Source organism: Fibrella aestuarina BUZ 2, from assembly GCF_000331105.1.
GTDB classification, from domain to species: Bacteria; Bacteroidota; Bacteroidia; order Cytophagales; family Spirosomataceae; genus Fibrella; species Fibrella aestuarina.
In genome coordinates, this window is the sequence record NC_020054.1 from 4,573,659 (window position 1) to 4,599,584 (window position 25,926).

19 protein-coding genes and 1 pseudogene are annotated in these 25,926 nt (G+C 57.4%); 13 read left to right on the top strand and 7 right to left on the bottom strand.

Going from position 1 to position 25,926, the window contains the following annotated elements:
* Nucleotides 1-5 precede the first annotated feature (5 nt).
* Together FAES_RS29650 and moaC are read right to left on the bottom strand one after the other, a co-directional pair.
* A pseudogene (locus FAES_RS29650) lies at nt 6-518 on the bottom strand (NTP transferase domain-containing protein); the annotation flags it as partial.
* Nucleotides 421-903 carry a cyclic pyranopterin monophosphate synthase MoaC gene (gene moaC / locus FAES_RS18780; protein WP_015332804.1) on the bottom strand — a complete coding sequence of 161 codons (483 nt, stop codon included), beginning with the start codon at nt 901-903 and terminating at the stop codon, nt 421-423. The pseudogene FAES_RS29650 and the gene moaC, both read right to left, overlap by 98 nt.
* 185 nt (nt 904-1,088) lie before the next feature.
* Here moaC and hisC point away from each other — a divergent pair, with 185 nt between their 5' ends.
* The 7 genes from hisC (at nt 1,089) to FAES_RS29155 (ending at nt 9,901) form a co-directional block, all read left to right on the top strand.
* A complete protein-coding gene (gene hisC / locus FAES_RS18785; RefSeq protein ID WP_041259174.1) occupies nt 1,089-2,159 on the top strand; it encodes a histidinol-phosphate transaminase in 1,071 nt (356 codons plus the stop codon).
* Nucleotides 2,160-2,251: 92 nt separating this feature from the next.
* Nucleotides 2,252-2,785, top strand: a complete 534-nt coding sequence (locus tag FAES_RS18790) for a hypothetical protein (protein WP_041259175.1) — start codon at nt 2,252-2,254, stop codon at nt 2,783-2,785.
* A 123-nt stretch (nt 2,786-2,908) separates the two neighbouring features.
* The gene (locus FAES_RS18795) at nt 2,909-6,364 is read left to right on the top strand and encodes a UvrD-helicase domain-containing protein (protein ID WP_015332807.1); all 3,456 of its coding nucleotides are present in this window, start codon (nt 2,909-2,911) and stop codon (nt 6,362-6,364) included.
* Between the two features lie 47 nt (nt 6,365-6,411).
* Nucleotides 6,412-7,272, top strand: coding sequence for a phosphatase PAP2 family protein (locus tag FAES_RS18800; protein WP_015332808.1), 861 nt, complete (start codon nt 6,412-6,414; stop codon nt 7,270-7,272).
* Nucleotides 7,273-7,450: 178 nt separating this feature from the next.
* Nucleotides 7,451-7,669 carry a glycoside hydrolase family 97 C-terminal domain-containing protein gene (locus FAES_RS29655; RefSeq protein ID WP_083891525.1) on the top strand — a complete coding sequence of 73 codons (219 nt, stop codon included), beginning with the start codon at nt 7,451-7,453 and terminating at the stop codon, nt 7,667-7,669.
* A 26-nt stretch (nt 7,670-7,695) separates the two neighbouring features.
* On the top strand, nt 7,696-8,655 hold the full coding sequence (locus FAES_RS18810) for a methylenetetrahydrofolate reductase (RefSeq protein ID WP_015332809.1): 960 nt from the start codon (nt 7,696-7,698) through the stop codon (nt 8,653-8,655).
* A 211-nt stretch (nt 8,656-8,866) separates the two neighbouring features.
* On the top strand, nt 8,867-9,901 hold the full coding sequence (locus FAES_RS29155; protein WP_015332810.1) for an AlbA family DNA-binding domain-containing protein: 1,035 nt from the start codon (nt 8,867-8,869) through the stop codon (nt 9,899-9,901).
* A 271-nt stretch (nt 9,902-10,172) separates the two neighbouring features.
* On the opposite strand, the gene FAES_RS18820 is transcribed toward FAES_RS29155, so the two are convergent.
* From FAES_RS18820 to FAES_RS18840, 5 genes are all read right to left on the bottom strand, one after another.
* A complete protein-coding gene (locus tag FAES_RS18820; RefSeq protein WP_015332811.1) occupies nt 10,173-11,546 on the bottom strand; it encodes a curlin associated repeat protein in 1,374 nt (457 codons plus the stop codon).
* 63 nt (nt 11,547-11,609) lie between these two features.
* Nucleotides 11,610-12,011 carry a curlin repeat-containing protein gene (locus tag FAES_RS18825; protein WP_015332812.1) on the bottom strand — a complete coding sequence of 134 codons (402 nt, stop codon included), beginning with the start codon at nt 12,009-12,011 and terminating at the stop codon, nt 11,610-11,612.
* A gap of 435 nt (nt 12,012-12,446) precedes the next feature.
* Nucleotides 12,447-13,208 carry a response regulator gene (locus tag FAES_RS18830; RefSeq protein WP_015332814.1) on the bottom strand — a complete coding sequence of 254 codons (762 nt, stop codon included), beginning with the start codon at nt 13,206-13,208 and terminating at the stop codon, nt 12,447-12,449.
* A 49-nt stretch (nt 13,209-13,257) separates the two neighbouring features.
* Entirely contained in the window at nt 13,258-15,336 is a 2,079-nt protein-coding gene (locus FAES_RS18835) for a tetratricopeptide repeat-containing sensor histidine kinase (RefSeq protein WP_015332815.1), read from the bottom strand.
* Nucleotides 15,337-15,561: 225 nt separating this feature from the next.
* Nucleotides 15,562-19,614, bottom strand: a complete 4,053-nt coding sequence (locus FAES_RS18840; protein WP_041258111.1) for a hybrid sensor histidine kinase/response regulator transcription factor — start codon at nt 19,612-19,614, stop codon at nt 15,562-15,564.
* A 379-nt stretch (nt 19,615-19,993) separates the two neighbouring features.
* Between FAES_RS18840 and FAES_RS18845 the strand changes: the two genes are divergently transcribed.
* The 6 genes from FAES_RS18845 (at nt 19,994) to FAES_RS18870 (ending at nt 25,911) form a co-directional block, all read left to right on the top strand.
* A complete protein-coding gene (locus tag FAES_RS18845; protein ID WP_015332817.1) occupies nt 19,994-20,248 on the top strand; it encodes a hypothetical protein in 255 nt (84 codons plus the stop codon).
* Between the two features lie 19 nt (nt 20,249-20,267).
* A complete protein-coding gene (locus FAES_RS18850; protein ID WP_015332818.1) occupies nt 20,268-21,272 on the top strand; it encodes a purple acid phosphatase family protein in 1,005 nt (334 codons plus the stop codon).
* Nucleotides 21,269-23,137, top strand: a complete 1,869-nt coding sequence (locus tag FAES_RS18855) for an alkaline phosphatase (protein ID WP_015332819.1) — start codon at nt 21,269-21,271, stop codon at nt 23,135-23,137. The genes FAES_RS18850 and FAES_RS18855 overlap by 4 nt, the downstream gene beginning before the upstream one ends.
* A 309-nt stretch (nt 23,138-23,446) precedes the next feature.
* Nucleotides 23,447-24,133, top strand: a complete 687-nt coding sequence (locus FAES_RS18860; protein ID WP_015332820.1) for a potassium channel family protein — start codon at nt 23,447-23,449, stop codon at nt 24,131-24,133.
* Nucleotides 24,134-24,139: 6 nt separating this feature from the next.
* A complete protein-coding gene (locus FAES_RS18865; RefSeq protein WP_015332821.1) occupies nt 24,140-25,147 on the top strand; it encodes a bestrophin family protein in 1,008 nt (335 codons plus the stop codon).
* Between the two features lie 20 nt (nt 25,148-25,167).
* Entirely contained in the window at nt 25,168-25,911 is a 744-nt protein-coding gene (locus FAES_RS18870; RefSeq protein WP_015332822.1) for an LCIB family protein, read from the top strand.
* Nucleotides 25,912-25,926 lie beyond the last annotated feature (15 nt).

Consider the following 25,926-nt stretch of genomic DNA (forward strand, 5'->3'; position numbering starts at 1 on the left):
GTACCGGCGGCAGGTTCCCACACACTTACGAGCGGTTCGGGGCCACTATGATGGCTGTCCCAGAAGGCTGTCGCTACAGACAGCCGGTTTCGGCCGGCCAGCAACGTACCCAGCGTGTGGCTGTCGAGCCGGGGCAGGTCGCAGGGAACCATGAGCCAGGCGGCGGCTGGGTACGCGGTCATGGCCGTCAGCAGGCCACCGAGCGGGCCCGCCTGTGGGTACGTATCCAGCAGCATCCGGGGGTACGTTAGGGCGTCGAACTGGGTCTGATTAACCGACCAGTAGACCGATTCACAGAACGGGCTGAGCAGGTCGGTAAGGTGGTCACGCTGAGGTTGGCCGTGGTAGATGATCCCCGATTTATCGCGGCCCATCCGGGTACTTTGCCCACCCATCAGCACCAGTCCGTAGAGTGGTACCTCAGCCGTCATACCGGAAATCACGTTTGCCGCCCGTCTTTTCGATGAGCCGGGTTTCACGAATGACGATGTCGTGCGACAGGGCTTTACACATGTCATAGACCGTCAGGGCCGCCACTGACGCCCCCACCAGCGCCTCCATCTCGACGCCCGTTTTGCCTTCCGTCGACACGGTGCATTCAATGATAACGTCGCTGCCGTCGGTGCGGATGTCGAACGTACAGCCGTCGAGGCCCAGCGAGTGGCAGAGCGGGATAAGGTCGTCGGTGCGCTTGGCGGCCATCGTACCGGCAATGCGGGCCGTCTGGAACACGGGGCCTTTGCGCGTCTGAATATCGCCCCCGTTCAGGCTGGCGTCCAGATGGCTCAGAATCGACTCACCCAGTGTGACGATGCTGCGCGCTTTGGCCGTTCGTTTGGTAACTAATTTGGCGCCTACGTCGACCATCGACGGGTTGCCTTCGGGTGTGAGGTGTGTGAGCATGTCGGAACCTTATCGCTTCCAGAGCAACTTACACAGAAAAGAAAGAGTTTTCCGTACCGTATCTTTGTGGAGGCTTCGCGTCATTGGTGGTCATTGGTGGTCATTCATTGTAAAAAACGATCAATGACAATGAATGACCACCAATGACCACCAATGACGCGAAGCCAAATGACCCCCAATACCCAATGACGACGTTCTTATCATCGGTGCTTCGGCCCCATATTGCCACGCTGACGCCCTACTCCTCGGCCCGCGACGAATACACGGGAACGGAAGGCGTTTTTCTGGATGCCAACGAAAACGCGCTCGGCTCGGCCACTTCGTCGGGCCAGTACAACCGGTATCCCGACCCGCATCAGACGGCAATCAAGGCGAAACTGGCCCCGCTGAAGGGCGTGCAGCCAAACCAGGTTTTCCTGGGCAATGGCTCCGACGAACCCATCGACCTGCTCATTCGCGCCACCTGCCGCCCCGGTATCGACAACATTGTGCTGCTGCCACCCACCTACGGCATGTATGAGGTATCGGCGCGGCTCAATGACGTGGCCGTGCGGAAAGTGTCGCTCACGCCTGATTACCAGCTTGACCTGCCCGCCGTACTGGCCGCCATCGATGCGCAGACGAAGGTGGTCTGGATCTGCTCGCCCAACAACCCCACCGGTAACCTGATCGACCCCGCCGCCATCCGGCAGGTGCTCGACGCCGCCAAAACCGCCCTGGTGGTGGTCGACGAGGCGTACATTGATTTTGCTGGCCCCGGCTACACGTCGTGGACGGCGCAGTTGGGTACGTACCCCAACCTGGTGGTGCTGCAAACCTTCTCGAAAGCGTGGGGGCTGGCGGCGTTGCGCCTCGGCATGTGCTTTGCCTCGCCCGAGCTGATCGGCGTGTTGAACGTGATCAAACCGCCCTACAATATCTCGGCCCCGACGCAGGCGCTCGCCCTCGACGCCCTCGACCATGTGGCCGAAAAAGAGCAGATGGTGGCCGACACGCTGATTGAGCGCGCCCAACTCGCCGATCAACTGGGTACGTTGCCCAACGTGCAGCACATCTTCCCGTCGGATGCCAACTTCCTGCTGGTGCGCTTCGACGATGCCGACGCCGTTTTTGAGCAGTTGATCGAGCAGAAAGTCATCGTCCGCAATCGCTCGTCGGTGACGCGTTGCGAAGGCTGTCTGCGGATCACGGTTGGCTCACCGGCCGAAAACGCCCGTTTACTCGACGTTTTACAAACTATTGCTGTCCTGAACTGATTTTTTTAAGGCAGGCTCGCCGAATTGGCCGGATGCTGACGTTTAGAAAGCGCCCTGCCAATTCGGCGAGCCTGACCCAGAACTCCGTTTTTATGCGCCGTACTCTCCTTTCCTTCTCTTTTTTCGTGGCATTGCTGGCCGTTGCCCAGACGGCGTCTGCCCAATACAACAACTTTGCCTTTGGCTTCCGGCTGGGCGAACCGGCTGGTGTAAACGTCCGCAAGTATTTCGGTGAAAACCATGCGTTCGACCTGAATATCGGCACCTATGGCGGGTTGTATGGCACGACCCGCGATTACCGGTCGGGGCGCTACAAAAGCATCGGACTGAGCATTCAGGGACACTACCTGTGGCACGACCGGCTGTTTAGCAGCGAAGCACTCCGAGCCTATTATGGCTTCGGTGGGCAGATCAACAGCCGCCGTTACTACCCCGATCGGCTCGCCGCCATCAACGAATACGAAAGCACCATCTCGCTGGGAGGCTCGGGCGTGGCGGGTATCGAATATTTCGTTCCCAACAAGCCCTATTCGATCTTCGCCGAAGTCGGTGTGTATGCCGAAGTCATCCCTGCCCCCCTGTTTCTCAACGTCAGCACAGGGTTGGGCATCCGGTTTAATCTGTAAGAATGATGTGTTGTAAATGACGATTATGGCTTATGAAATAGATAGCTGGCTAGTGAGTACCATTTCATAATTCATAGTTCATCAGTCACGGCGCATCATTCCTCATTCACAACCCGTGTTCTCTTGTTCAAAATCTACAGCGCATCGGCCGGGTCGGGCAAAACGTATACCCTGACCAAAGAATACCTCAAACTCGCGTTGGGGGAAGGGCAGCCGTTGGCGGATACAACATACCGAGGCACGTATTTCCGGCACATCCTGGCCATCACGTTTACCAACGCGGCGGCCAACGAGATGAAAGACCGGATTCTGCGCGAACTGGCCCAGATCACGCAGATTGACCTGACCGAAGCGGGCGACATCGCGGCGATTCAGGCCCGGAAAGACGCCCAGTTTTTGCTGGTCCTGACGACCGAACTGGCGAACGTACCTGACACGGCTCAGCTGACGGTAGCGCAGGTGATAGAGGTGCAGCGGCGGGCCAAACGGCTCTTTCAGGCCATTCTGCACCGCTATTCCGACTTCTCGGTTACCACCATCGATGCGTTCACGCAGCGCCTCGTGATGGCCTTCACCGACGAACTGGGTCTTCCCTATTCGTTTGAGGTGGAAATGGAAACCGACCTGGTGCTGGAAGTGGCCGTCGATAACCTCATCGAACGCGTTGGCACCGACGAAATGGACGACATTTCGGCCATCCTGCACCAGATCTACGCCGAAACGGCCCGCGACGGTAAAAGCTGGAACATGATCGCCGACGCCCTGCGCGACTTCGGCAACGTGCTCACGTCTGATCAGCACTACGAAGCCATCGGCCGCATTGCCGAGCTCACGCCCGCTCAGCTGCGCACCATCCGGCAGCAACTGCTTCAGTTTGGGGCCGACGTCAAAAAACGCATTCAGGACGCTGGCCAACAGGCCTGGACGGCCATCACCCGCGCGGGGCTGGGCGTCGATGATTTCGCTCAGAAGTCGAAAGGGATCGGGGCGTTTTTCAAGGCCGTGGCGGAGGGTGACACCGACAAGGAACCGAACTCTTACCACCGCGCCGCCATCGACGAGGGCAACTGGATGGGCAAGAAGCCGCTGCCAGGTACGTTGGCGATCATTGAAGGCATTGCCGACGAGCTCTGCGCCTGTTTTGCGCTGATCGAGCAGGAGCGTACCGCCAACGGCAAGCTGCTGACGCTGTTCCGGGCCATCGACCCGCATTTGCAGAAAATGGCCCTGTTGCAGCAGATTCGGGCCGAGTTTGTGGAACTGCTGCGCAAAGACAACCGGGTGCACATTTCGGAGTTCAACAAACGCATCAAGGCGATTGTCGAGAGCGAGCCGGTGCCGTTTCTATTCGAGAAGCTCGGTAGTCGCTACAACCACATCCTGATCGACGAATTTCAGGACACCTCGCAGTTGCAGTTTGCCAACCTGCTGCCCCTGATCGAAAACGCGCTGGGCAGCAACTATTTCAACCTGGCCGTGGGCGATGGCAAGCAGGCCATTTACCGCTGGCGGGGCGGCGATATGGACCAGATTGTGGCACTGCACCGCAACCAACTCACCGACCTGCAACGCATTCACGGCCCCGACACCTGGACCGCCGAACGCATCGACACGCTGGGCGGGCACATTCAACCCCAGTTGCTCGACACCAACTGGCGGTCGGCGCGGCCCATCGTGCAGTTCAATAATGACTTTTTCGACTTCGTGGCGCGCCGCTACGCCGCCGACAACCGGCGCATCGACGAGGTGTACGACGAACTAAAGGCCTTTCAGCAAAAACCGTCGCCCCGCGCCGCCGACACCGCGCACCTGCAACTGAACTTCCTCAGCGCCGACGACGCGGCACTGGCCGGGTTGGGTTCGCAGGCGGGCCGCAGCCTGGCCGACGAGGTGGTGAAGCAGACGGTGGCACACATCCGGCAGGCCCGCGCCGATGGCTACGACTACGGTGATATGGCCGTGCTGACCCGCAGCCGCAAAAACGCGCAGCTCGTCGCCAATGAACTGAACCGCCTCAACATCCCGCTCGTTTCGGCCGATTCGCTGTCGTTGCAGTTTTCCGAGCCGGTGCGTTTTCTGGTGTCGTTGCTGACGATGCTGAGCCGACCCGGCCAGAAAACGCTGCATTACGAGGTGCTTTACCTCTACCACAGCGTGGTGCACAACCGCGTGCCCAACGACGAGCAGACCGAAGAGCTGCGTCAGGTGGCCGACACCACCGAAGACTGGCCTACGTTCGACTACCTGGCCCGCGAAGGCTACGCGCTTGACGCCGGGATGCTCGTGCAGCTTAGCGTATATGAACTGGCCGAAAAGCTGACGCACGGCTTCCGCCTCTTCGACCGCACCCACGACCAGCCCTTCCTCTTCCGGTTTCTCGACGAAATCCTGACGTTCTGCGGCCGGCAAAGCGGGCACCTGGCCGATTTCCTGCTGCATTGGGAAGCCGTCAAAGGCAAGGTGTCGGTAAGCGAGGGCCTTACCCGTAACGCCGTTACCATCCAGACGATCCACAAATCGAAGGGGCTGGAATACCCCGTCGTGATCGTGCCCTTTGCCGACTGGACGGTGGAGCCCAGCGCCCGCGACACGATCTGGGTCGATCTGGACGGCATCGACGCCGAGGCGCTCTACGTGCAGCTCCCCGATGGCGGCACGGCCAAACTGCCCAACGCGCAGGTGACGCTGAAGAAAGAGCTGGACGGTGCCCCGCAACAGGTCGCGGCCCAGTATGCCGAGGAAAAAAGCCGGGCGTTCATCGAAAACATGAACCTGCTCTACGTGGCCTTTACCCGCCCCACCGACCGGCTGTATATTATTGCCGAAAGCAAGAAGTTCAGCGACGCGCGGGCGCAGGCTACGGCGGCCTACTGGCTCCACAGCTTCCTGCGCGACAGCGACGTAGCCCAACAGGCCGGTTGCTGCTGGGAAGACGGGCGGCAGCAATACATCCTCTGTCAGGATGTGTCGACCATGAGGCCGTCGAAGCACGCGCTCGACTCGGCCGCGCCTGACCGCATCGACTTTCGAGCCGTCAACAGCGGCTCGCGGGCGCAGAACCTGCAACTGCGCCGCCTGGCCGAGCGGGTGTTCGACACGCGCACCTTTGAACAGCACCGCGAGCGCGACCGCAAGCTGTGCGCAGCGCTGAGCCTCATCAAAGGCATCGGCTGCATCGACAAAACGCTGGCCCGGCTCATCCGCGAAGGGGTCATTCGCGCCACCGAGCTGCCCGACCTGCGCGACGGGCTTACCGCCATTGTGACCCACCCCGACCTGACCGACGCCTTCGGCTATGACCGCCGCATCGACACCGACCGGAGCATCCTGACGCGCAACCTCGCTAAAGAGGCCCTCAAAGGCGCCCCCCACCGTGTGGTGCACCGGCCCGATGGGCACATTGTGCTCATCCAGTACGAAAGCGTCGTTGGCCCGTCGGAGTCGCACCTGGAAACGTTTATCGAACTCTACCATCAGATGGGGTACCCACAGGTCGAAGGCCGGATTGTCTGGCTCGCCAACGAACCGACCGTCGAACGAATCAGCGTGTCGGTAACGCAGGTCGTCAGCCCTGTCTAACTACGTCTCACCAATTTCGCCAGGGCTTGACCCACTGGCTATTTGTTATGAAAAACCTGCTTCTCTCGTTCTTTACGTTTACCTCGTTTACCCTCTTTGCCCAGACGCCCTATTCCCTCAAAACCGGCCGTGAGGCCGTGTTGCTGGGGGCGGGAGTCGTTTCCTACGGCGCGGCCTATGCGTTCAACAAAAACCTCGACCCGCTCACGCCCGCGCAGATTAGTCAGCTCAACCCCGCCAACGTACCCAGCTTCGACCGCAGCGCCACCACCAACTTTTCGGTGGGGGCCGATAAACTGAGCGACGCCACGCTCATTGGCGGAATTGGCCTGACGGGCGCCGTCATTGTCACTAGCCACTCGCCCAGCCGACGCAACGCATCGTTTACCGACAGCGACCTGTTTACCGTGGGTATGATGTACGCCGAGACCATGCTGCTGACCAACGGGGTGAAGAGCGCCGTCAAAAACGCGGTGGAACGTACCCGGCCCTACGCCTACAACCCCGTCGCGCCCCTGAGCGACAAGCTGGAGAAAGATGCGCAGCGGTCGTTTTATTCGGGCCATGCGGCCAACGCCTTTGCCACGGCGGTGTTTGCGGCCGAGGTGTTCCGGCATTATCACCCCAACTCGGCGGCCAAACCGTGGGTCTGGATCGGCTCCCTGGGACTGGCGTCCAGCACGGCCTACCTGCGCTACCATGCCGGGCAGCACTTCCCGACCGATCTGCTGGCCGGGGCGGCCATTGGCTCGCTGGCGGGCTGGGGCATCCCCAAGCTACACCAGAACCGCACGGGGGCATCAGCGGCGCGCTGGCGCGAGGTCACCGTAACGCCCTGGAGCAACGGACTGGCCAGCGGGGTATATTTGCGCTGGACGCTGACGAGCCACCCGACGGCCGTTCAGTAAGGTCCTGCCCACACGATGCGTAAATCACTACCCTTTCTTTTGCTGCTGTATCTATTGCGGCTGCCGGTACTGGCGCAACCCGTCGCCTCGATTCAATCGCCCAACCGCCAACTGACCCTTCAGGTACAGTCGGCCCTACCGGCAAGCTTACCTACCGGCTGCGTCATAAGCATAAGCCATCTCCGACGAAAACAGCCACGAGCTGCCGCTATTCCTCGATTTTCTGGACCCCAACCATACCTACAAAGCCATCCTTTACCGCGACGCTGATAACGCCGACTGGGCAACTAATCCGGCTGCTTACGTTGTTGAGAAGAAAACGGTAACGGCCCAGACCAACCTCACCCTGCGGCTGGCCAAAGGCGGCGGCTGTGCCATCCAGCTGGTGCGCCGCTAACTCCCTCCCCGGACTTACAGAGACCAATGACCAAGATTACCGAACACATTCGCCGGGCCAACGGCAAACCCATTTTTTCGATTGAAGTCATTCCGCCCATCAAGGGTGATACGCTCAAGAACCTGCTCGACAACATCGAGCCGCTGATGGAGTTCAAGCCGCCGTTTATCGACGTGACCTACCACCGTGAAGAATACATCGAGCAGCCCCAGCCCGACGGCACCATCCGCAAGATCGTGACGCGGCGGCGGCCCGGCACGGTGGGTATCTGTTCGGCGATCATGCACCGCTTCAATGTCGACCCGGTGCCGCACGTGCTCTGCGGGGGGTTCAACCGCGACGAAACCGAGGATTTTCTCATCGACCTGAATTACCTCGGCATCGACAACGTGCTCGTGCTGCGGGGCGATCCGGCCAAACCCTTCAAGACGTTTAAGGCAAAAGAAAACGGCTACGCCTACGCCAGCGAACTGGTGGAGCAGGTGGCCAACATGAACAAGGGCACGTACCTGCACGAGGAAGACAAGCCCATGGCCCCCACCGATTTCTGCATCGGCGTGGCGGCCTACCCCGAAAAACACTTCGAGGCCATTGACCATGACATCGACTTCGAATACCTACGCCAGAAGATCGCCCGCGGGGCCGATTACATCGTGACGCAGATGTTTTTCGACAACGCCCGTTACTTCGATTTCGTGAAGCGGTGCCGCGAACACGACATCCACATCCCGATCATCCCCGGCCTCAAGCCCATCAGCACCCGCAAACAGTTGGAAGTGCTGCCGCGCCTGTTTCACCTGCAAATGCCTGATGACTTGAAGAAGGCCATTGAGGCCTGCCAAACCGACGCCGACGCCCGGCAGGTCGGTATCGAGTGGAGCATTCAGCAGGGCCGTGAACTCATCGCCAACGGTGCGCCCGTGCTGCACTTCTACACGATGGGCAAGGGTGATAACGTTCAGAAGATCGCGCGGGAGTTGTTTTAGAATAATTACTTTTCTAATGACCTAGTCTTACAGATAGTGTATCATTCACTCTTGCATACAGTATCTGTAAGATCTAGATTCTATTCGCGCAGTTACAAAAGCTCATCCTCTACAGGCTACTCCATCAAAGTGAAATACAATAATTTGATAGTCATATTTTTTTGATATTTTTCCATAGGTAATACATGACTCACCTTTAATAATAAGTTTTATGAGTATCAGCATAGATCATATTATAAGATATGAATCTGAGAGTTCTAGGTTCGAATTTAAAAAGGAGGAGTACTTTTTAGGTAGAGATGGCAAGAAGCATGAGTTAATAAAAGATATATCTGCCTTTGCTAATCACCTTTCTGACGATGACAAATTTATCATTGTAGGGGTTAAAAATACCTTAGGCAATTACAATGAAGTATTTGGCATCCAAAATCCAACAGATGATGCACAATATCAGCAACTTATAATTGATAACATAGAACCCAAAGTTAACTTCGAATATAGAACTATAAAGCACAAAGATTATACTATATGCTATTTTAGAATATTTGATAATACTAATAGACCCTATCTAATAAAAAAAGACATCATAGGCCCTAATGGCAATAAAATAATTAGCTATGGTGATGGATTTGTGCGTGTTGGAACATCAACAAAGAAGATGGGCAGAACTGAGCTTGATGATTCCTACAATAGTATAATCAATTATATAGATAGGCGCAACGATATAATTATTTCCCCAATCATTAAGGAGGCAAACCTTGATTTGCCAAAGGCTTTATCAAAATTTAAAGAAAAGCTTTCGCTAAAACACCTTGATATTTCTATAACCAATAATTCACATAAATCAATCAATCTGAACCCTGAGATTAGAATAAAAAAGAAAGACGACTTGTCTATCATTTCCAGCTACAAATACCATAGAATGTTGTATGAAGAAAAGATAGAATCAAAATCTCAATATTCTCTATTCCAATCACCTAGTCTACAAATCCCACCAATGCCCGACATGTTTGTCAACTTTGAGGAGAACGAATCCGAGTTCATTTTTCAGAGAAACCGAATGAGTCACCAGACGTCAGCTATCAGAATAGACCAGAAAGACTCCCAAACTTCCGTTTTTGGAGATTCAATTATAGCGTTTTCTGGAAAAGGCTATAATACCATTCTATGCGAAGTTATAATTCGTAGTGATGAATTTGTAAAAGGGCCGCTGATTCAAGAAGTTTGCTTTAGTACAACTCAATAAAAAATGTAATTATCAATAATTCTGTTTAAAATCCTCAGCATACGAGAATCCAAACACTAATCAACATCGTTCTACGTACAATTTTAATTGATAAACATATGCCCGTACTGCACTTCTACACGATGGGCAAGGGTGATAACGTCCAGAAGATCGCGCGGGAGTTGTTTTAACCCGTTATAACGACAAAGCGCCCGGCCATCACAGCCGGGCGCTTTGTCGCTATGGGTACGTAGTCATCGATTCGGCTGTTCAATTAGCTGACCGAAGCCGATTAGTTGCGGCCCGTCTGCATGATCGAGGCCGAGTTGCCCGAACCCAGCTGGCTTACATTGGCGACGTTCTGTACGAACCCGCTGGCGCTGGTACCCGAATCCTGGGTGATCATCAGCGTGTTGTTGTTACCCCGTTGCGTCGCGAAGCTACCCGCGCTGCCATCGACCGACTGGATCAGGTTACCGTTGCCGACCTGCGACAGCGTCGCCGAGTTGCCGTTCCCAACCTGCAGCAACCGGGCCTGGTTTTCACTGTTCTCCTGCGTGATCAGGGCCGTATTGTTGCGCGATTGGGCACCACCCTGCTCGCCCTGGTTGATTTGAGCCGTATTGTTATCGCCATCCGTAGTCATACCCTGCCGGATCGTTGCCTGGCTACCATCTACGTTGAACTGGTTGATACCCCCGTTGTTGAAGTAGCCTTTCTGCTGAATCGTCGCCTCGTTGCTTGTTGCGTTGTATTGCTGATAGATAGACGCTCCGTCGCTTCCCAAACCCGTCTGCTCGATCGTTGCGCTGTTGCCCACGCTGTTGTCCGTCTGGTACACGTTCACAACATCGCCACGCCCGGTCTGCGTGACAGAGGCCTCGTTATTACGTGAGTCATTGCTCTGCCGCACGAAGGTATTTTCGTAGGTAGCGCCATCAATCTGCGTGATTGTGACTTCGTTGCCGCGGGAGTTGTTGTTCTGTTCAACCGTACCAACGCTTCCCTCGCCGGTCTGGGTGATGGTCGCCAGGTTGTTTCGGCTATTACCACTCTGCTGAATGTTAGCCGCTGTTCGGTACGCTTCTACATCCGGATTTCCCTGGAAGATACGGGCTTCGTTGTTTACCGAAAGATTCGCCTGTTCGATCTGTGTTTGCCGAGTCGAACGGGAATACTGGGTGATCTCGCCAAAGTTTTTACGGCTGTCGTTGCTCTGGTTGATCGAGACGTCCTTGTTGTCGGTTCCATTCTGGTAGATGCCCCCCCAGTTACCGCCCGCACCCCGGACAGCGTCGGATGAGGTACCCTCCGTAACTTGAAGCGACCCGTCGCCGCTGCCATTACTTTGGGTAATGAGCCCGAGGTTGCCCGTTCCTTCCACCTGCGTGACGTAGCCCCGGTTGCCCCGCGACCCTACATCCTGGCGAACGATCGCTTCGTTGCCCGCCGAGCCGGTGCTCTCCTGCCGCGTGGCGGCAAAGCTACCGACGTTGGTCTGGGTGGTCTGGTTCTGACTGATCGTCGATTTCAGGTAACTACCCGTTTGCTGTTGCTGAGCGGTCTGGCGTGAGCCGTTCTGGGTAAGAGTGGCCGTGTTGGTCTGGGCGAATCCGGCGGCGGCGAAGGCCATCAGGCTGGCGCCGGTAAGAAATAGCTTTTTCATGGGTTTGATTGACAGTAAGCGTTGATTGGGTGAAACGTTGATTATGCGATTGGTAAAAGCGGTTTATTGACGCCGTTTGCGCCGGTTTGGCGAAGGGGTCTTGTCGCCGTCTGGCGGCGCGCCGGGCAGGACGTTGATGGTGTTGTCGTTGGTGGCCGACGACTGATTGATGGTGGCCGTTGCCTGCCCTTCCTGCGAAATCTCGACGACGTTGGGGCCAGGGTTGGTCTGGTTGACGGTCGTTTCGGTGCCCTTGGGTACGTGCAGGCTCACCCGGTTGCCCGCCTTCCGGCCATTGGCCCCAGCGCTGCCCTGTTGGCTGATGCTCACGCTGTTGCCCTCACCCGACTGCGAGACCGACGCGGTGTTGCCCGCCCCACCCGACTGGACGATGGTCACGCTGTTCTGCCCGAATGCGGTGGCGGCCGAGAACGTAGCCAGCATGGTTAGAAGGAGTTTATCCATGACGAATTGTTGATTGATTGGGTTATCAGGTACGTGTCAAGCTGTCGGCGACGCCGCTGCCCGGTTTGCTCTGTTGCCGGGCATAACCGGCAGGAACAGCGTGTCGTACTGACCGGGGATTGGCGAATCGACGGATCAAAAGTATCCGGCTCTTCAGCGCCGTGCCGGGGAAGAGCAGTGAATGACGGTCAGGCGTATGTGAGCCGACGGGATTTGGAAGGGAATGGAAATGGGCCGTTTTCCGATAGGTCAAAACGCCGGATCGGTGGCCGTCTGGGAGCGGCAACGAACGTACCTACAGCTTGGCCGGAAGGCACAGGCAACAACAAAATTGGCCCACCCCGGCAGGGCAGGCCAACAGCAACATAACATACTCTTTGTCAAAAACTTAACCCTTTTTCGTGCGAGAAGTACACGCCCTGAAACGGCCTGCGCTTACCGATACGAAAAGCGGCGCATGAAATCATCTTTACAACTCCGGCTCAGGGGCAGCAATTGCTGGCCAATGCTGACTTCCACGTCGTTGAACGACTCGACCGAATTGATGTTGATGGCGTATGACCGGTGAATCCGGACGAGCCACGGCTGGCTGATCCGCTCCAGGATGTTGCTCAACGTCAGGCGCAGAATGTATTTGCGCGTCGCCGTCACCAGCTTGGTGTGCGTGTTGTCGGCTTCCAGGTAGAGCAGATCGTTCATGTCGAACCGTACGAACTGGTAATTCTGCTTGATGTAGAAGTAGTTGTTGATTTGCAGCAGGGCTTCGCGGCCGCCGCCGTCGCGTTCGGCGGGTGTGGGCGTTGCGCGCAGGGTCGCGTTGTGGATCGCCAGCTCCACCGCCGTTCGCAGGCTGGGCAACTGGCAGGGTTTGGTCAGGAACGCGGCCGGGTACGTTTGCTTGGCCCGTTCCAGCGTATCCCGGTCGTTGAGGGCGGTCAAATACACCACGGGCACGGGTCGCTCGGCCGTTAGCTGCCGGATAGTCTCGATGCCATCCCAGTCGCCTTTGATCCGGATATCACAGATGACCAGATCAACCGGCTGGCTCTGGAACAATTCGAGGGCTTTGCGGCCATTGTTGGCGACACCAATCACGCAATAGCCTTCGGCTTCCAGGCTATCCGACAGGTCCATGGCCAGAATGGGTTCATCTTCAACGATGAGGATATGCATTCGCTCAGGTACGTTCATGGTCATACAAAATCAGTACGGTGGCGGTCGATGGTTGCAGTCGTGTTGGTGACTGTTAGGCCGCTGCCAGCCGGGTATGTTGAATAGATAGTCGGAAAAGGGTGCCATTCTGCTGAAGCCACTCCCCTTTGCCATCGAGTTGTTCACTAAGCGACATGATCAGCCGTTTGCCAAACGAGTCGCGCCGGCTGAGTTGAGGCCAGTCGGCAATGCCGGGTCCATTGTCCTGCACTTCCAGGGTGATCCCCGTCTGCCCTTTTTGCTGGTGTTGCTGAAGCTCTATGCGCAGCAAGGGCCGCCGACTAGTCTGGTATGCGTATTTGAACGAGTTGGTCGCCAGTTCGTTCACGATCAGCCCCAGCGGAATGGCCATATCCACGTCCAGTTCGGGCAGATCGACGTTCAGCTGAAGGTCGAAGGCTTCGCGCTGATACCCGTAGGCCCGAATCAGGCTATTGGCCAGATCATCGAGGTATTCAGCCATGTTCACTGTGGTCAGCTGATCGGTCTGGTACAGGCGCTGGTGGATGAGCGACATGGCTTCGACGCGCTGCTGCCCCACCCGTACCGCCTGAATCGCCTTTTCGTCATCGAGCCGGTTGAGTTGCAGTTTCAGCAGGCTCGACACGATTGCCAGGTTATTCTTGACGCGGTGGTGCAATTCCTTCATCAGCACGCGCAGCTGATCGGCCTGGCTGATGAGTTGCTGGCTGTTGGTGGTGATGATGCCGTTCTGAACGGATAGGCGGCGGTTGGTCTGGCGGATGGTCGAATACTGAACGATCAGCCCACTCACCAGCACCAGTAACACACCCAGCCCGGCCGTCATGTACTTGATCTGCTGCGCCCGTTGCTGGTTGTGCTGATCGAGCTGGGCAATCCGATGGCTCTTCTTCTGGGTTTCGTACTTCGTCTGGATATCGGCCACGGCTCTGGTCTTTTCCACTTCCGCCGTGGCTTCGATCTGCGCAATGCGGCGGGTCTTTTCCGCCTGAATGAGGGCAATCGCGCGGGCCTTTTGCGCTTCGACCAGGGCGATTTCCCGCGTTTTGGCCAGTTCCAGATTGGCTTTGATCGTCGCCATGGTGTTGGCCTGCTGGCTTTCATACTGGCCCTGTAGCTGCGCAATCAGCCGCGTCTTGTCGAGGGTCATCAGCGAGTCTTCCACCTGCTTGTGCTTGGCCACCGCTTCGTAGGCTTTCTGGTAGTGCCCCGCGGCGGCATGCGACAGCGCCAGTTCGCCGTATACCGAGCTGGTCAGGGGCGACTCTTTGGCCGACCGCACGGCAGCCAGCGCTTTTTCGGCAAAGTAAACGGCCGAATCGGGTTGTTTCAGCCCCCGGTAGGCACTCGCCAGATTCCGGTAGTTGTGCGCCAGGCTGCTCAGCTTCTTCATCGACAGGTTGATCGCCAACGCCTGTTGCAGGTAGCCAATCGCCAGTCGGTATTGCCCCGTTACGTGGTAATTCTTGCCGAGGTTGTTGAAGAGCACGCGGTAGTCGGCCGGCGGAGCCCCCACCTGATCGTTGATGGCGATGGCTTTGAGAAAGTAGCTCCGCCCGAGTTCGGGCTGCCCTAGGTCTTCGTAGAGAATACCCGCGTTGATGTAGTTATCGACCAGTGGGGTCGAGGGGCGAAACCGCTGGTTGATGGCGATGGCTTGTTGAACGTAGCCCAGCCCTTGTTTGGTGAGGCTAAGCACGTGCTGGCTGTCGCCCATCATTTTGTAGAGCCAGCCCATGTTGTTGTATACCTGCGCGGTGGCTTTGGGCATGGCGGCTTTGTTGTAGTTCGTTATGGCCGCCTGATAATAGACGAGCGCCTCCCGGTAGAGCCCCCGGTGCATATGCAGAGCGCCCTGCAACCGGTTGTAGTCGCCCAGACCGGGCTGGTAGTTAAGCTGTCGGCTACGCTGCAACAGGTGGCTCAGGTAACGCCCGGTGGAGTCGGTCTGTCCCAGTTTGTAAAAGGCGTTGGCGATATCGTAGAGGGTGTGAATCCGGGTGGTATCCGCTATGGGCAGGGTCAGTACGCGCCTGAGGCTGTCGAGCTGTTTCTGCTGCGCGGACGCGGTCGACGTGGCCATAGTCAACAGCAACAGCGCGCTGGCGGCACACGTAAAAATGAATTTCATGCGTAGGTAACGGTTGCGAAAGTGGTCCGGTCAATGCCCCCGCCCAACCAATTCTTACCTGGGCGAGCAGTAGCAGCGGACTGCCCGAAATAAGCCAACATCATCTCCATGAGCGTGTCAAAAGACAGCACGAGCGTGCCAAAAAGGTCCGTTTGAGCCTTTTTCGGCCCTACAGGGTTCCTCCGAGGCAGTCGCTAACCATCGCTGACTATTTGGCCGGTAACGTTACAGGTAATCGATGGGGGCGCGGCCGAACCGCTGGTTATAGAGCTGGGCAAAGTGGTTCACCTGCCGGAGGCCCACCTGATGCGCGACCTGCTTGACGGTCGACACCTGACGCGTTTCGAGCAGCAGCCGGGCCTGCCGGAACCGGGCCTCGGCCAGGTACTGGGCGGGCGTCAGGCCCGTGAGGCGTTTGCACATCCGGTAAAAAGTAGACCGGCTCATCGCCAGTTCCGCGGCCAGTTCGTCGGTGGTCAACTCAAAATCACTCAACCGGGCCTTCGTTCGCTCCTCCAGTTGCTGGAGCCATTTCAGTTCGTCCGGCGTGTAGAGTGGCCCGGCGGCGGGGGCCTCCTGCGCTATGGTCGCTTCCCCCTCACCAGCGGCCAAAGCGAAGGCGGCCGCTCGCTCGCGCTGATTGTGCAGCAGGGTTGTGACACGCGCCGTGAGTTCAGCCTGCTCAAACGGCTTCAGCAGGTAGTCGTCGACGCCCAGCCGCAGCGCCCGCAGTTTGTCGGCCAGCTCAGCGCGGGCCGTGAGCATAATCACGGGAATCTGGCGATACTGAGGGTGGCTTTTCAGGGCTTCCAACAGTTGAAAGCCATCCATCGTCGGCATCATGATATCGGAAATGAGCAGGGCCGGTAGCGTGTCCATCGCCCCCAGTGTCGTCAGCGCTTCCTGGCCGTTGGTCGCCGTTTTCACCGTCAGCGATGCCGAGAGGACCGTGGTCAGGTACGTTCGCAGATCGGGGTGGTCTTCGACAACCAGCACGGTGTCGGTGGGCTGACCCGCTGATTCTGGTACCTCGGTCGGCCAACTGTCCGGGAGTTGGTCCCTTAGTGACGTGGCGTCGTGATGTTGGTCGGTCTCGGTCGGCTGAATGGGCCCGCGTTCGGCGGCGGGGATAAGCAGCGTAAATGTGCTTCCTTTCCCCCATTCACTATCAACCCACAGGCTGCCGTTCATCAACTGCACCAGTTCCTGGCACAGCGCCAGCCCAATGCCCGTTCCGCCTTCGGTGGGGGCGTCGGCCGCCTGCGACTGAAAATACGGGTCGAACACGTGGGGCAGGTCGTTGGGGCTGATACCCCGGCCCGTGTCCGACACGGCCACCCGCAGTTGGCCGTTTTCATACTGAGCCAGCACCCGCACGGTACCACCAGCGGCCGTAAACTTAAGGGCGTTGGTCAGCAGGTTGGTCAGTACCTGACTCACTTTCCGTTCGTCCAGGTCCAGGGTGAGTTGGGCTGGTATGGGCAGGTCGCCCGTCAGCGTAATTTCCTTTTGCTGGGCGTAGGTCTCAAAGCCAGCGATCTGGGTGCTCAGCAGGGCCTTCAGCGGAACGGGTTGCGGGTACAGCGCCAGTTTGCCTGCTTCCAGCTTGGTCAGGTCCAGCAGGTCGCTCACCAGCACCAGCAGTTGCCGCGCATGGCGACGGGCCAGCTGTACCAGTTGGTCGTCGCGGCGGGTCAGTTGCCCGTTGGCCAGCACGCTGTCCAGCGGCCCCAGTATCAGGCTGAGGGGCGTCCGCAATTCATGCGACACGTTGGCAAAGAACCGGCTCTTCGCCTTGTCGAGTTGCCGTAGGTCATTGGCCTGCTGCTCCCGTAGCGCAATGGTCTGTTGTTCCTGCGCCCGACGGATCCGGAACCGCACCAGCCCCAGTAGCAGTGCCAACGTACCGGCAACGTAGAAGCCGTAGGCCCACCCACTCGCCCAGATCGGGGGCGCTATCGTGATCGCCAGTTCCCGCACCTGCCCACTCCACTGCCCGAGCCCGTTGGCGGCATTGATACGCAGGGTGTACTGCCCCGGCGGCAGTTTGGTGTAACTGGCTGTTGGCTGGCGGCTCACGGTCCACCGGTCGTCATACCCGGCTAATTGGTACCGGTAGGTCACCCGGTCGGGCTGATGATACCGCAGGGCGGCAAACCCGACGGTCAGGTAGTTCTGTTCGTGCGTCAGTGGCAAATCGGCCAGCGTCGTCATCAGCGGGGCGTCGGTTGTCGGCTGGCCCCTCAAGTCTACGGGTTCGTTGTTGATCGTCAGGCCGGTCAGCGCCACCACGGGCTTCGTCGTATCGGGCCGAATGGCGTCCGGCTGAAACAGCACCCAGCCGTCGACCCCGCCAAACGCCAGCCGCCCATCAGGCAGGGTCAGCCGGTGAAACCGGTTAAATTCTTCGCCCGGCAGGCCATCCGACCGCCCGAAGGTGACCACCTCGTGCGTCGTGGTATGAAACCGGCACAGCCCCCGATTGGTGGTCAGCCACAGATACCCGTTCGAGTCAGACAGGATGGCGTATATGGTGTTGTTAGGCAGACCCTGCGCGGTGGTGAAGCGCCGAAACCCGCCCGTTCGTTTGTTGAACCACAACAGCCCCTGATAGCTGCCGATCCACAACCAGTCGGGGTGGCGTCGGTCCTGGTGGATGTCCATCAACTGGTCTTCCTGCCGGTCGGCGGTATGCGCCCGAAACCGGACCGACCAGTGGCGACGAGTGGTCTTATCGAACCGAACCAGCCCGTTGCTGACGGTCGTGACCCACAAGGCGCTGGCGTCGGCTACCACCTCGTTGGCTTGCATCGCCAGCTTGCCGAAAGGCTGCGTCCAGCGGCGCGTCGTCTGGTCGTACTGCATGGGCGTACCCGCGTTCGACACGACCCACGCCGTGCCAGCCGAATCAACGGCGATGCCCTTCAAAAAGCCATCGGTGTAGCCAGATCGGGCGGCCTGAAGCGGCGCGAGCCGGGTAAACCGGCGGGCCGCGACATCGTAATACCCCACCTCGTTATCAATCCCCATCCAGATCCGCCCCTGCCGGTCGTAGGTATGGCGAAAGATGTAGGATGAGGGCATTTTGAGGCTCTCGAAGGGCCAGTGAAACAACTCACTCAGCGAGAGCCCAAGCGCCGAACGAACCACGTCGGTACAAAACATGGTTTGGTAGCGATACGCATACAGCGGCGGGGCAGCCAGATCAATCCGAAACAGCCCCTTCGTATTGGCGCCGAGCCAGAGTACGCCCGACCGATCGATGCTCAGGCTGGTGGGCAGGAAATCGTTGAGTTTGGTTTCGATCGGTGCTACGTACTGCCAGATGGGCGTGAACCCTTTCTCCTCCGTGTAGCGGTACAGCCGGCCGCCGACGATGATGTACAGCGTGCCATCGGTATGCCGGTACAGCATGGATTCATCCGCCATTGGTGGCGACGGAAACGGCACCGATCGAACGCTGTTCCCGGTTGGATCGATGAATAACAGCGCCGTCCGGGTGTTGAGCAGTATCGTGCCGTCGGGACGAACGTAGGCCTGCATACCGGCCCCAACGAGCGCCAGCGCCTGTAACGGCATCAACGGGCTTCGGAACCGAACCGAGCGCAACGGCCCCTCGTCGGCGGCGATCGACGTAAGACCGGCGGGGGTAATGGCCCAGATACGCCCCTGCGGGTCTTCGGTGAGCACGTTGACGGTATCGCTAACCAACCCCGCCCGGTACCGGCCCGACCCGACACGCCCCCCGGCGGCGCGGCTCATGTGGGTAAATTGCGCCGACCGAACATTGTAGTGAAAAATGCCGTGGTTGAGCAACACGCCCCACACGTCGCCCCGGCGGTCTATGTGGATCTTCCGGGCGGGCGGCAACCCATGAAGCGCCCGCACCAACTGGGGGAAATAGGTACTCTGGCCCGTCTGCGTGTTCATCCGGCCCACCTGCGTGTTTATCCGGCTTCCCTCCCCGCTTTCATAAATCAGCCAGAGTTCGTTGGTCTTGCCTTTTGACAGACTAGTGATGGTGCTGTTGAGCGGCGAAGCCGGGTTAGTCGCCTGGTGATAGAGGGGAAGGATCTGCCGACCGTCGTAGCGGGCCAGCCCGCCCAGGGTGCTTATCCAGATAAAGCCATCATCATCGTCAACGACGCTGGAAACAAAGGCCTGGGGCAAGCCACGATCTACGTTAAGAACGGTCAGCGGCGGGTAGCCCACCGACGACTGCGCCCGGGCCACCGTTAAGCCCAGCCAAACGCCTAAAACAGCAAATAGCCAACTCAACCAACGAAACGGTATGGGTACGTTTAGAGACAAAAAACGACACGGTGGGCTACTGGTAGGCATATAAGCAAGCTAATATACCGGCTTAATGGATTATAAGCCTACACTGGCCCAAATCGATTCGTCGGCTTTTCTAGAAGCAGCCGCTCTTTCGTTTGTTTCCATTTGGTGCGGATATTGATTGGGCGTGGCGCAACCCAAAGACGAGGTTGGGTAGCTCTCGTGGCTGGCTGGTTACGTTGGCAACAGACAGCCAATGGCAAAGTGGGAGCCTCTCCCAACCGGTTACGAACCTTAACCTTGCCTTAACAACCCTTATAGAGCAACCCGCTAGCTTTGCGGTCGCTAATGGCGCCCGACTTCCGCGCCCTTCCGACCGATGGGACACCCTGTCTTACGACTCACTACCGCGAACATTATCAGACTCTGGTTTGGCGCCGATACGCCCATTCGGCGGTACAAAATCCGGATGAATCCCCGCTTATGGGCTGCCTGCAAACAGGTGGCAGCCGACTTCACGCCCCCATCCGGCGCGCCGTCGCCCGATCGGTACCGAAAAGCTGACCGCGTCCGGTTTGCGCAGGTTGTGCAGCAACGCGTAGAAACCAACGTACCTGACGCTTCACTCGCTTAGCCACGCCCCACCCTGTTTAATGCGTTCACTTCGACCACCGCTCCAACTCCTGCTTCTTTTTCTGGTCTTCGTAAGTCGTCAGGCGCAGGCACAGCGGCCAGCCGATTACAGTGCCCAGCTTGCCGCCGGTTACGAACTCGGGGTGATCCCCAAGCTGCAAACGCTCGACAAGGCGTTGCACTTTGCCGTGGTTGGCGATTGGGGACGGCAGGGCGAGTTTCATCAGCGCGACGTGGCCCTGCAAATGGCCAAAGCCATGGCCGGACTGGGTGGTAGCTTCATCATCTCGACAGGCGACAATTTCTACCCCAGTGGCGTGAGGAGCACGCAGGACCCGCTCTGGCAGGGCAGTTTCGAGCAGATTTACCACTACGCCTGGCTCCAGCGCGACTGGTACGCCATTCTGGGCAACCACGATTATGCCGGGAACGTCGAGGCGCAGATTGATTATTCGAAGATCAGCCGCCGCTGGCACATGCCCGCGCGCTATTACTCGCTCAAAAAGAAACTGGCGGGCAACGGCTGCGTGCAGTTTGTGTTTCTGGATACCAACGGCCTGGAACCGGATTACTATACCAACGACGAACTGGCCCCGGCCCTGAGCCAGCAGGACACGACGGCACAATTACGCTGGCTGCGCGAAACCCTCAGCGACCCCGACCCTACGATCCGCTGGCGCATTGTGGTGGGGCACCATCCCGTCTACACGGCGGGGAAGCGAACCGCCATCACCGGCCCCGTTCGGCGCAGCCTGGAACCGATCCTCAACCAATACAACGTCGACCTGTACATCTGCGGGCACGACCACGATTTACAATACAACAAGCCCGCTGGACCGACGCACCATTTTCTGTCGGGGGCGGGTTCCGAGCTGAGCAACGTACCCCACAAGACGCCCGAGAATGTCTTTTATCGGGGGGTCAATGGCTTCATGACGTTTTCTGTGCAGCCCACCCAATTTCTGGTGCAGATCATCGACGGAAAAGGAGCCATTCTGTTTTCACGCCTCATTCCCAAGTCATGATCCGCTTCCCGATTACGGTCCGCCGGAGCTGGCTGATCGCCCTCACCGGGCTGATCGGCTACTCGGCTGGGCTGGCGCAGCCCGTTGGCCGCTACACCACCGCCCAAGCCCATTCGCACAACGATTACGAGCAAAACATCCCCTTCTGGACGGCTTATTACGCCCGGTTTGGCTCCATCGAAGCCGATGTGCACGCCCAGCAGGGAAAGCTCTACGTCGCCCACGATGCCTCGGCCATCGACAGCAGCCGCACCCTCGACAACCTGTATATTCAGCCCATTCTCCAGAAAATCAGGGAGCACAAGGGGCAAATCTACGAAGGGGGCGAACCGCTGCAACTGCTAATCGACCTGAAAACCCCGGCGGCTCAGACACTGCCCCTGTTGGTCAACGCGCTGGCGGCACACCCGGCGGTGTTCGGCCCCAACGGGCCCGTGCAGGTGGTGGTCAGCGGCAACGTACCTGCGCCCGAGCAGTTGGGCCAATACCCCGACTGGCTGCGCTTCGACGGCCGGCCGGGCGTCGCCTACACGCCCGAGCAACTCCGGCACATCGGCCTCATCAGCCAGTCGTTTCTGGCCTTCAGCCGCTGGAACGGGAAAGGCCTCGTCGTTAAAAAAGAAGCCGAGGCGCTGCGGGCGTTCGTCGCGCAGGGGCATCGGTTGGGCAAAAGGGTTCGGCTTTGGGCTACGCCCGACAACATTAATACCTGGAAAGCGCTCATCAACCTGGGTGTCGATTACATCAATACCGACCAGATTGGGCCACTCGCGGCCTTCCTCAATACCCGGTCGACGGCGGACTATGTACAGCCGGCCCCGCACCCGCTCTACCAGCCGACGTACCGCAACAACGACGCCCGCAGCCGGGTCCGCAACGTGATTCTGCTGATTGGCGACGGCATGGGGCTGGCCCAGATTTACGCGGGCCTCACCGCCAACCGGGGTCAGCTCAACCTGAGCCGGATGCTCAACATCGGTTTCTCGAAAACCAGCGCGGCCGACACTTACATCACCGATTCGGCGGCAGGTGCAACGGCCATGGCGACGGGGCAAAAAACCAATAACCGCGCCATCGGTGTCGACACGCTGAACCGCCCGCTGCGGGCCATACCGGCGCTGGTGAAGCCGTGGGGCATGAAAAGCGGGCTGATCTCGATGGGTAGCGTGACCGATGCCACCCCGGCGGCGTTCTTCGCACACCAGCCCGACCGCGCCTTCGAGCGGGAAATCGCCGCCGATTTTCTGGCCAACAACACCGACATACTCATTGGGGGTGGGTTACGTCATTTTCAGGAGCAGCACCTGCTCGATTCGCTGCAACGGCGGGGCTACCGCATCGGCACCCAGTATAGTCAGCTGGCGCAGTTGAAAGCGCCCTTCGTGCTACTCGACGATAAAGCCGTAGTATCGGTCGAGGCTGGCCGGCCGCAGGTGCTGACTGGCAGCCTGCAAAAAACGCTGGCCGAATTAAGCCCCAACCCGGCCGGTTTTTTTATCATGGCCGAAGGCGCCCAGATCGACTATGGCGGTCACGCCAACAAGCTCGGGTACGTGGTGCGCGAACTGCTCGATTTTGACGAAGCCATTGGCGCGGCAATGCGCTTCGCCGACGCCGACGGGCAAACGCTGGTGGTCGTGACGGCCGACCACGAAACCGGCGGCCTGACCTTGCTGGATGGCAACCTGCAAAAGGGCTACGTCGACGGGCAATTCAGCACCAACGACCATACCGGCGTGATGGTGCCCGTTTTTGCCTACGGCCCGCACTCGCTGGATTTTCGGGGTGTCTACGAAAACACCGACATCTTTGCCCGGATCATGGCCATTCTCAACCAATACAAGATAAAGCCCGCTCAGAAATAGACGTTTCGGCGTCGGTTGGTTCCGTGCGGCTCCCCATAGCGGGCGGTTCAGTCCGTCCGCTATGGGGAGCCGCACACTTTTCCTACGGTTGACACCCGGCGATAGCCTCTGCCTACTCGCGCCGGTCTGAGTATGTTGCTACCGCGGGGGGCATTGCGAGGCTGCAACGCTTTCGTATATTTACTTATACTTTTTCTATAGAATAATACCGATTCATCAAGTTTTTCTTATCCTTATGCACTCAGGCTTGGCGATGAGAGGATCAGCAGGCCTTTACCGCTACCAATCGGTATCTCCGTTTCTGCGACCATGCGTTCTACAGCTATCATGACTGTGCATCAACTGATACAGCCCAGAAAATATGAAGTTCTGCTGGCAGCCCTGATTCAACATTTGTTCGTCGGTATTTTTCTGTCCAACTTATCCATTTACACGCGCATCATCTGGCCCATCAATATGTTGGTACTCGGCATTGCCAGTATTGGCATTTTTAGTGAAAAAAGGCGATGGAAAAACCGCGTCAGAGATATATTATTCCTGTTTGTTTTATTGTTACCCATTGGCCTGCCTTTTTTCGGCTACATACCTGCCTACTTTTTCGCGCTAAATGGGCTTTACGTAGCCTTCTTTATCTTCATTTTTCTGGAGGTTATTAACTTCCTGATCAGGCCCAGTTATATCAATACGGATATCATATCGGCGGCCGCCTGTGGCTTTTTTCTGTTGATTGAAATGGCTGTTTTTCTTCTGCAAGCTTTTCAGTACGTCAACCCAGGCTCATTTAGAGGGATTGATCGCAGTAGCCCAGCCAGCACGTTCATTGATCTGGTTTATTTCTCCTGCATAACCATTACCAGTATTGGGTTTGGCGACATTACACCCAATACCTACCAGACCAAATTAATCACCTCGCTTTTTGGTGTAGTCGGGCAGTTTTATACCGTCGTTCTGGTAGGTATTCTGATTAGCAAATTCACCTCAAAAACCACAGAATAACGAAGTATGCATGCAGGACGATCGTACCGCTTTTCGGAGTTTCTACGCTGGACCCGCCGCACCATCTATTGGTTATTAGGAATCGGAATACTACCTACTTTATTGTATCAGGTAGCGGGGCTGAAGTGGCTGGCCATTCCCTGGACGGTGGTTGCCCTCTTGGGTACAGCTACGGCCTTTATCGTTGGTTTTAAAAATACCCAAACCTACAATCGAACCTGGGAAGCCCGACAGATTTGGGGTGCCATCCTGAACAGCAGCCGGTTTTGGGGCACCATGTGCCGTGATTTTCTGCACGACCCCGACGCCTCTAAAGAGCTGATTTACCGTCATTTTGCCTGGCTCACCGCCCTTCGCTATCAGATGCGGGACAGCCGTATCTGGGAAACCACCAGCAAGACATACAATGCTGAATATCAACAGTTCTATTCAGTTCCGGAAAGAGAAACACCGCTGCAAACGGAACTGTCCAACTACCTGCCACCCGACGAGTTAGCGTATATCCTGACGACCAAGAACCGAGCAGCCCAGCTGATGAGTTTGCAGAGTAAAACCACTAAACAGCTTTTCGACGACGCTCGAATAGACAGCTACCAGTTTGTGGAAATGCAACGGATGATCAAGGATTTTTTCGATCAGCAGGGCCGCAGTGAACGTATCAAAAACTTTCCATATCCACGCCAGTTCGCGACGATCAACGCGCTGTTCATCAAGCTTTTTTGCGTCCTGCTGCCTTTTGGTATGCTGAGGGAGTTTGACAAACTGAACGATGGCATGACGGGTATTATGCAGGGTCACATGGTCTGGCTGGTGATTCCGTTCAGTGTGCTTATTTCGTGGGTATATACCTCGCTGGAACAGGTAGGCGAAAGCACCGAAAACCCGTTTGAAGGTAGCGCCAACGACGTACCTATCTCGCAATTGAGCCGCACCATCGAAATCGACTTGCGCGAGATGCTCGGTGAAACGGATCTGCCTCCCGCTCTGCAACCCAAAAACGATATCATTCTCTAACACGATTACCAGCCAATACCATGCTAAAAAAACAAAAACTGGCCATCATCCGAGCGTGGTACCCGAACGCGATGACGACCATCGACAGTGTAAACAGGCTCATTGACTTTGTCGAAGAAACGCTCGAACTCGAGCCTACGCAGGTTATGCTCGCCGATAGCATTTGTAGCGATGATGTCAACAGCATCCAATATCCGGCCAGAGCTATGGAGTTTTTGGGGCCCTTCAAAATGGGTGGGTTGGATGGTTTTCCCTTTACAGGACTGACCGGCATGGGCGCTTTTGCCAGCCACGTACCTGACAGTGGCGCCGTATTTATTTATTATGGCCCGCATATCGGCATCACCAAGACGGGTGTTATTGGCGAAATTCACCGGCTGGGGCAGCACCAGAATAGCGGCTGCTGCGGGGCCGCCAAAGGTGCGCTGGCCAAATTATTGACCAACCAGATCGTGGAGGGCAACATCACTGAGCTGGACTATCAGATGAACACAATCGAACAGATTCTGTGGAAACAGAAAGACCGGATTGTACAGGCCGAAACACCGCTTTTTGAAGCCACAGAAGTCATCTACGAAGCCATTGACAAGCGCATCAACGAGTTGGTAGCACAGACCAGCTACACCTGTAAATATGTCATCCTGATGGGTGCCGTACTGGTCAATAGCGACAGCGACATGGGTTCTTATACATCAGCCAAACGCTTTGATGTCATCGACCTGACCACTAACGAACGGCAGGATCTACTGGCTCATTTCAACTAAGCGGGTTCCATTAGC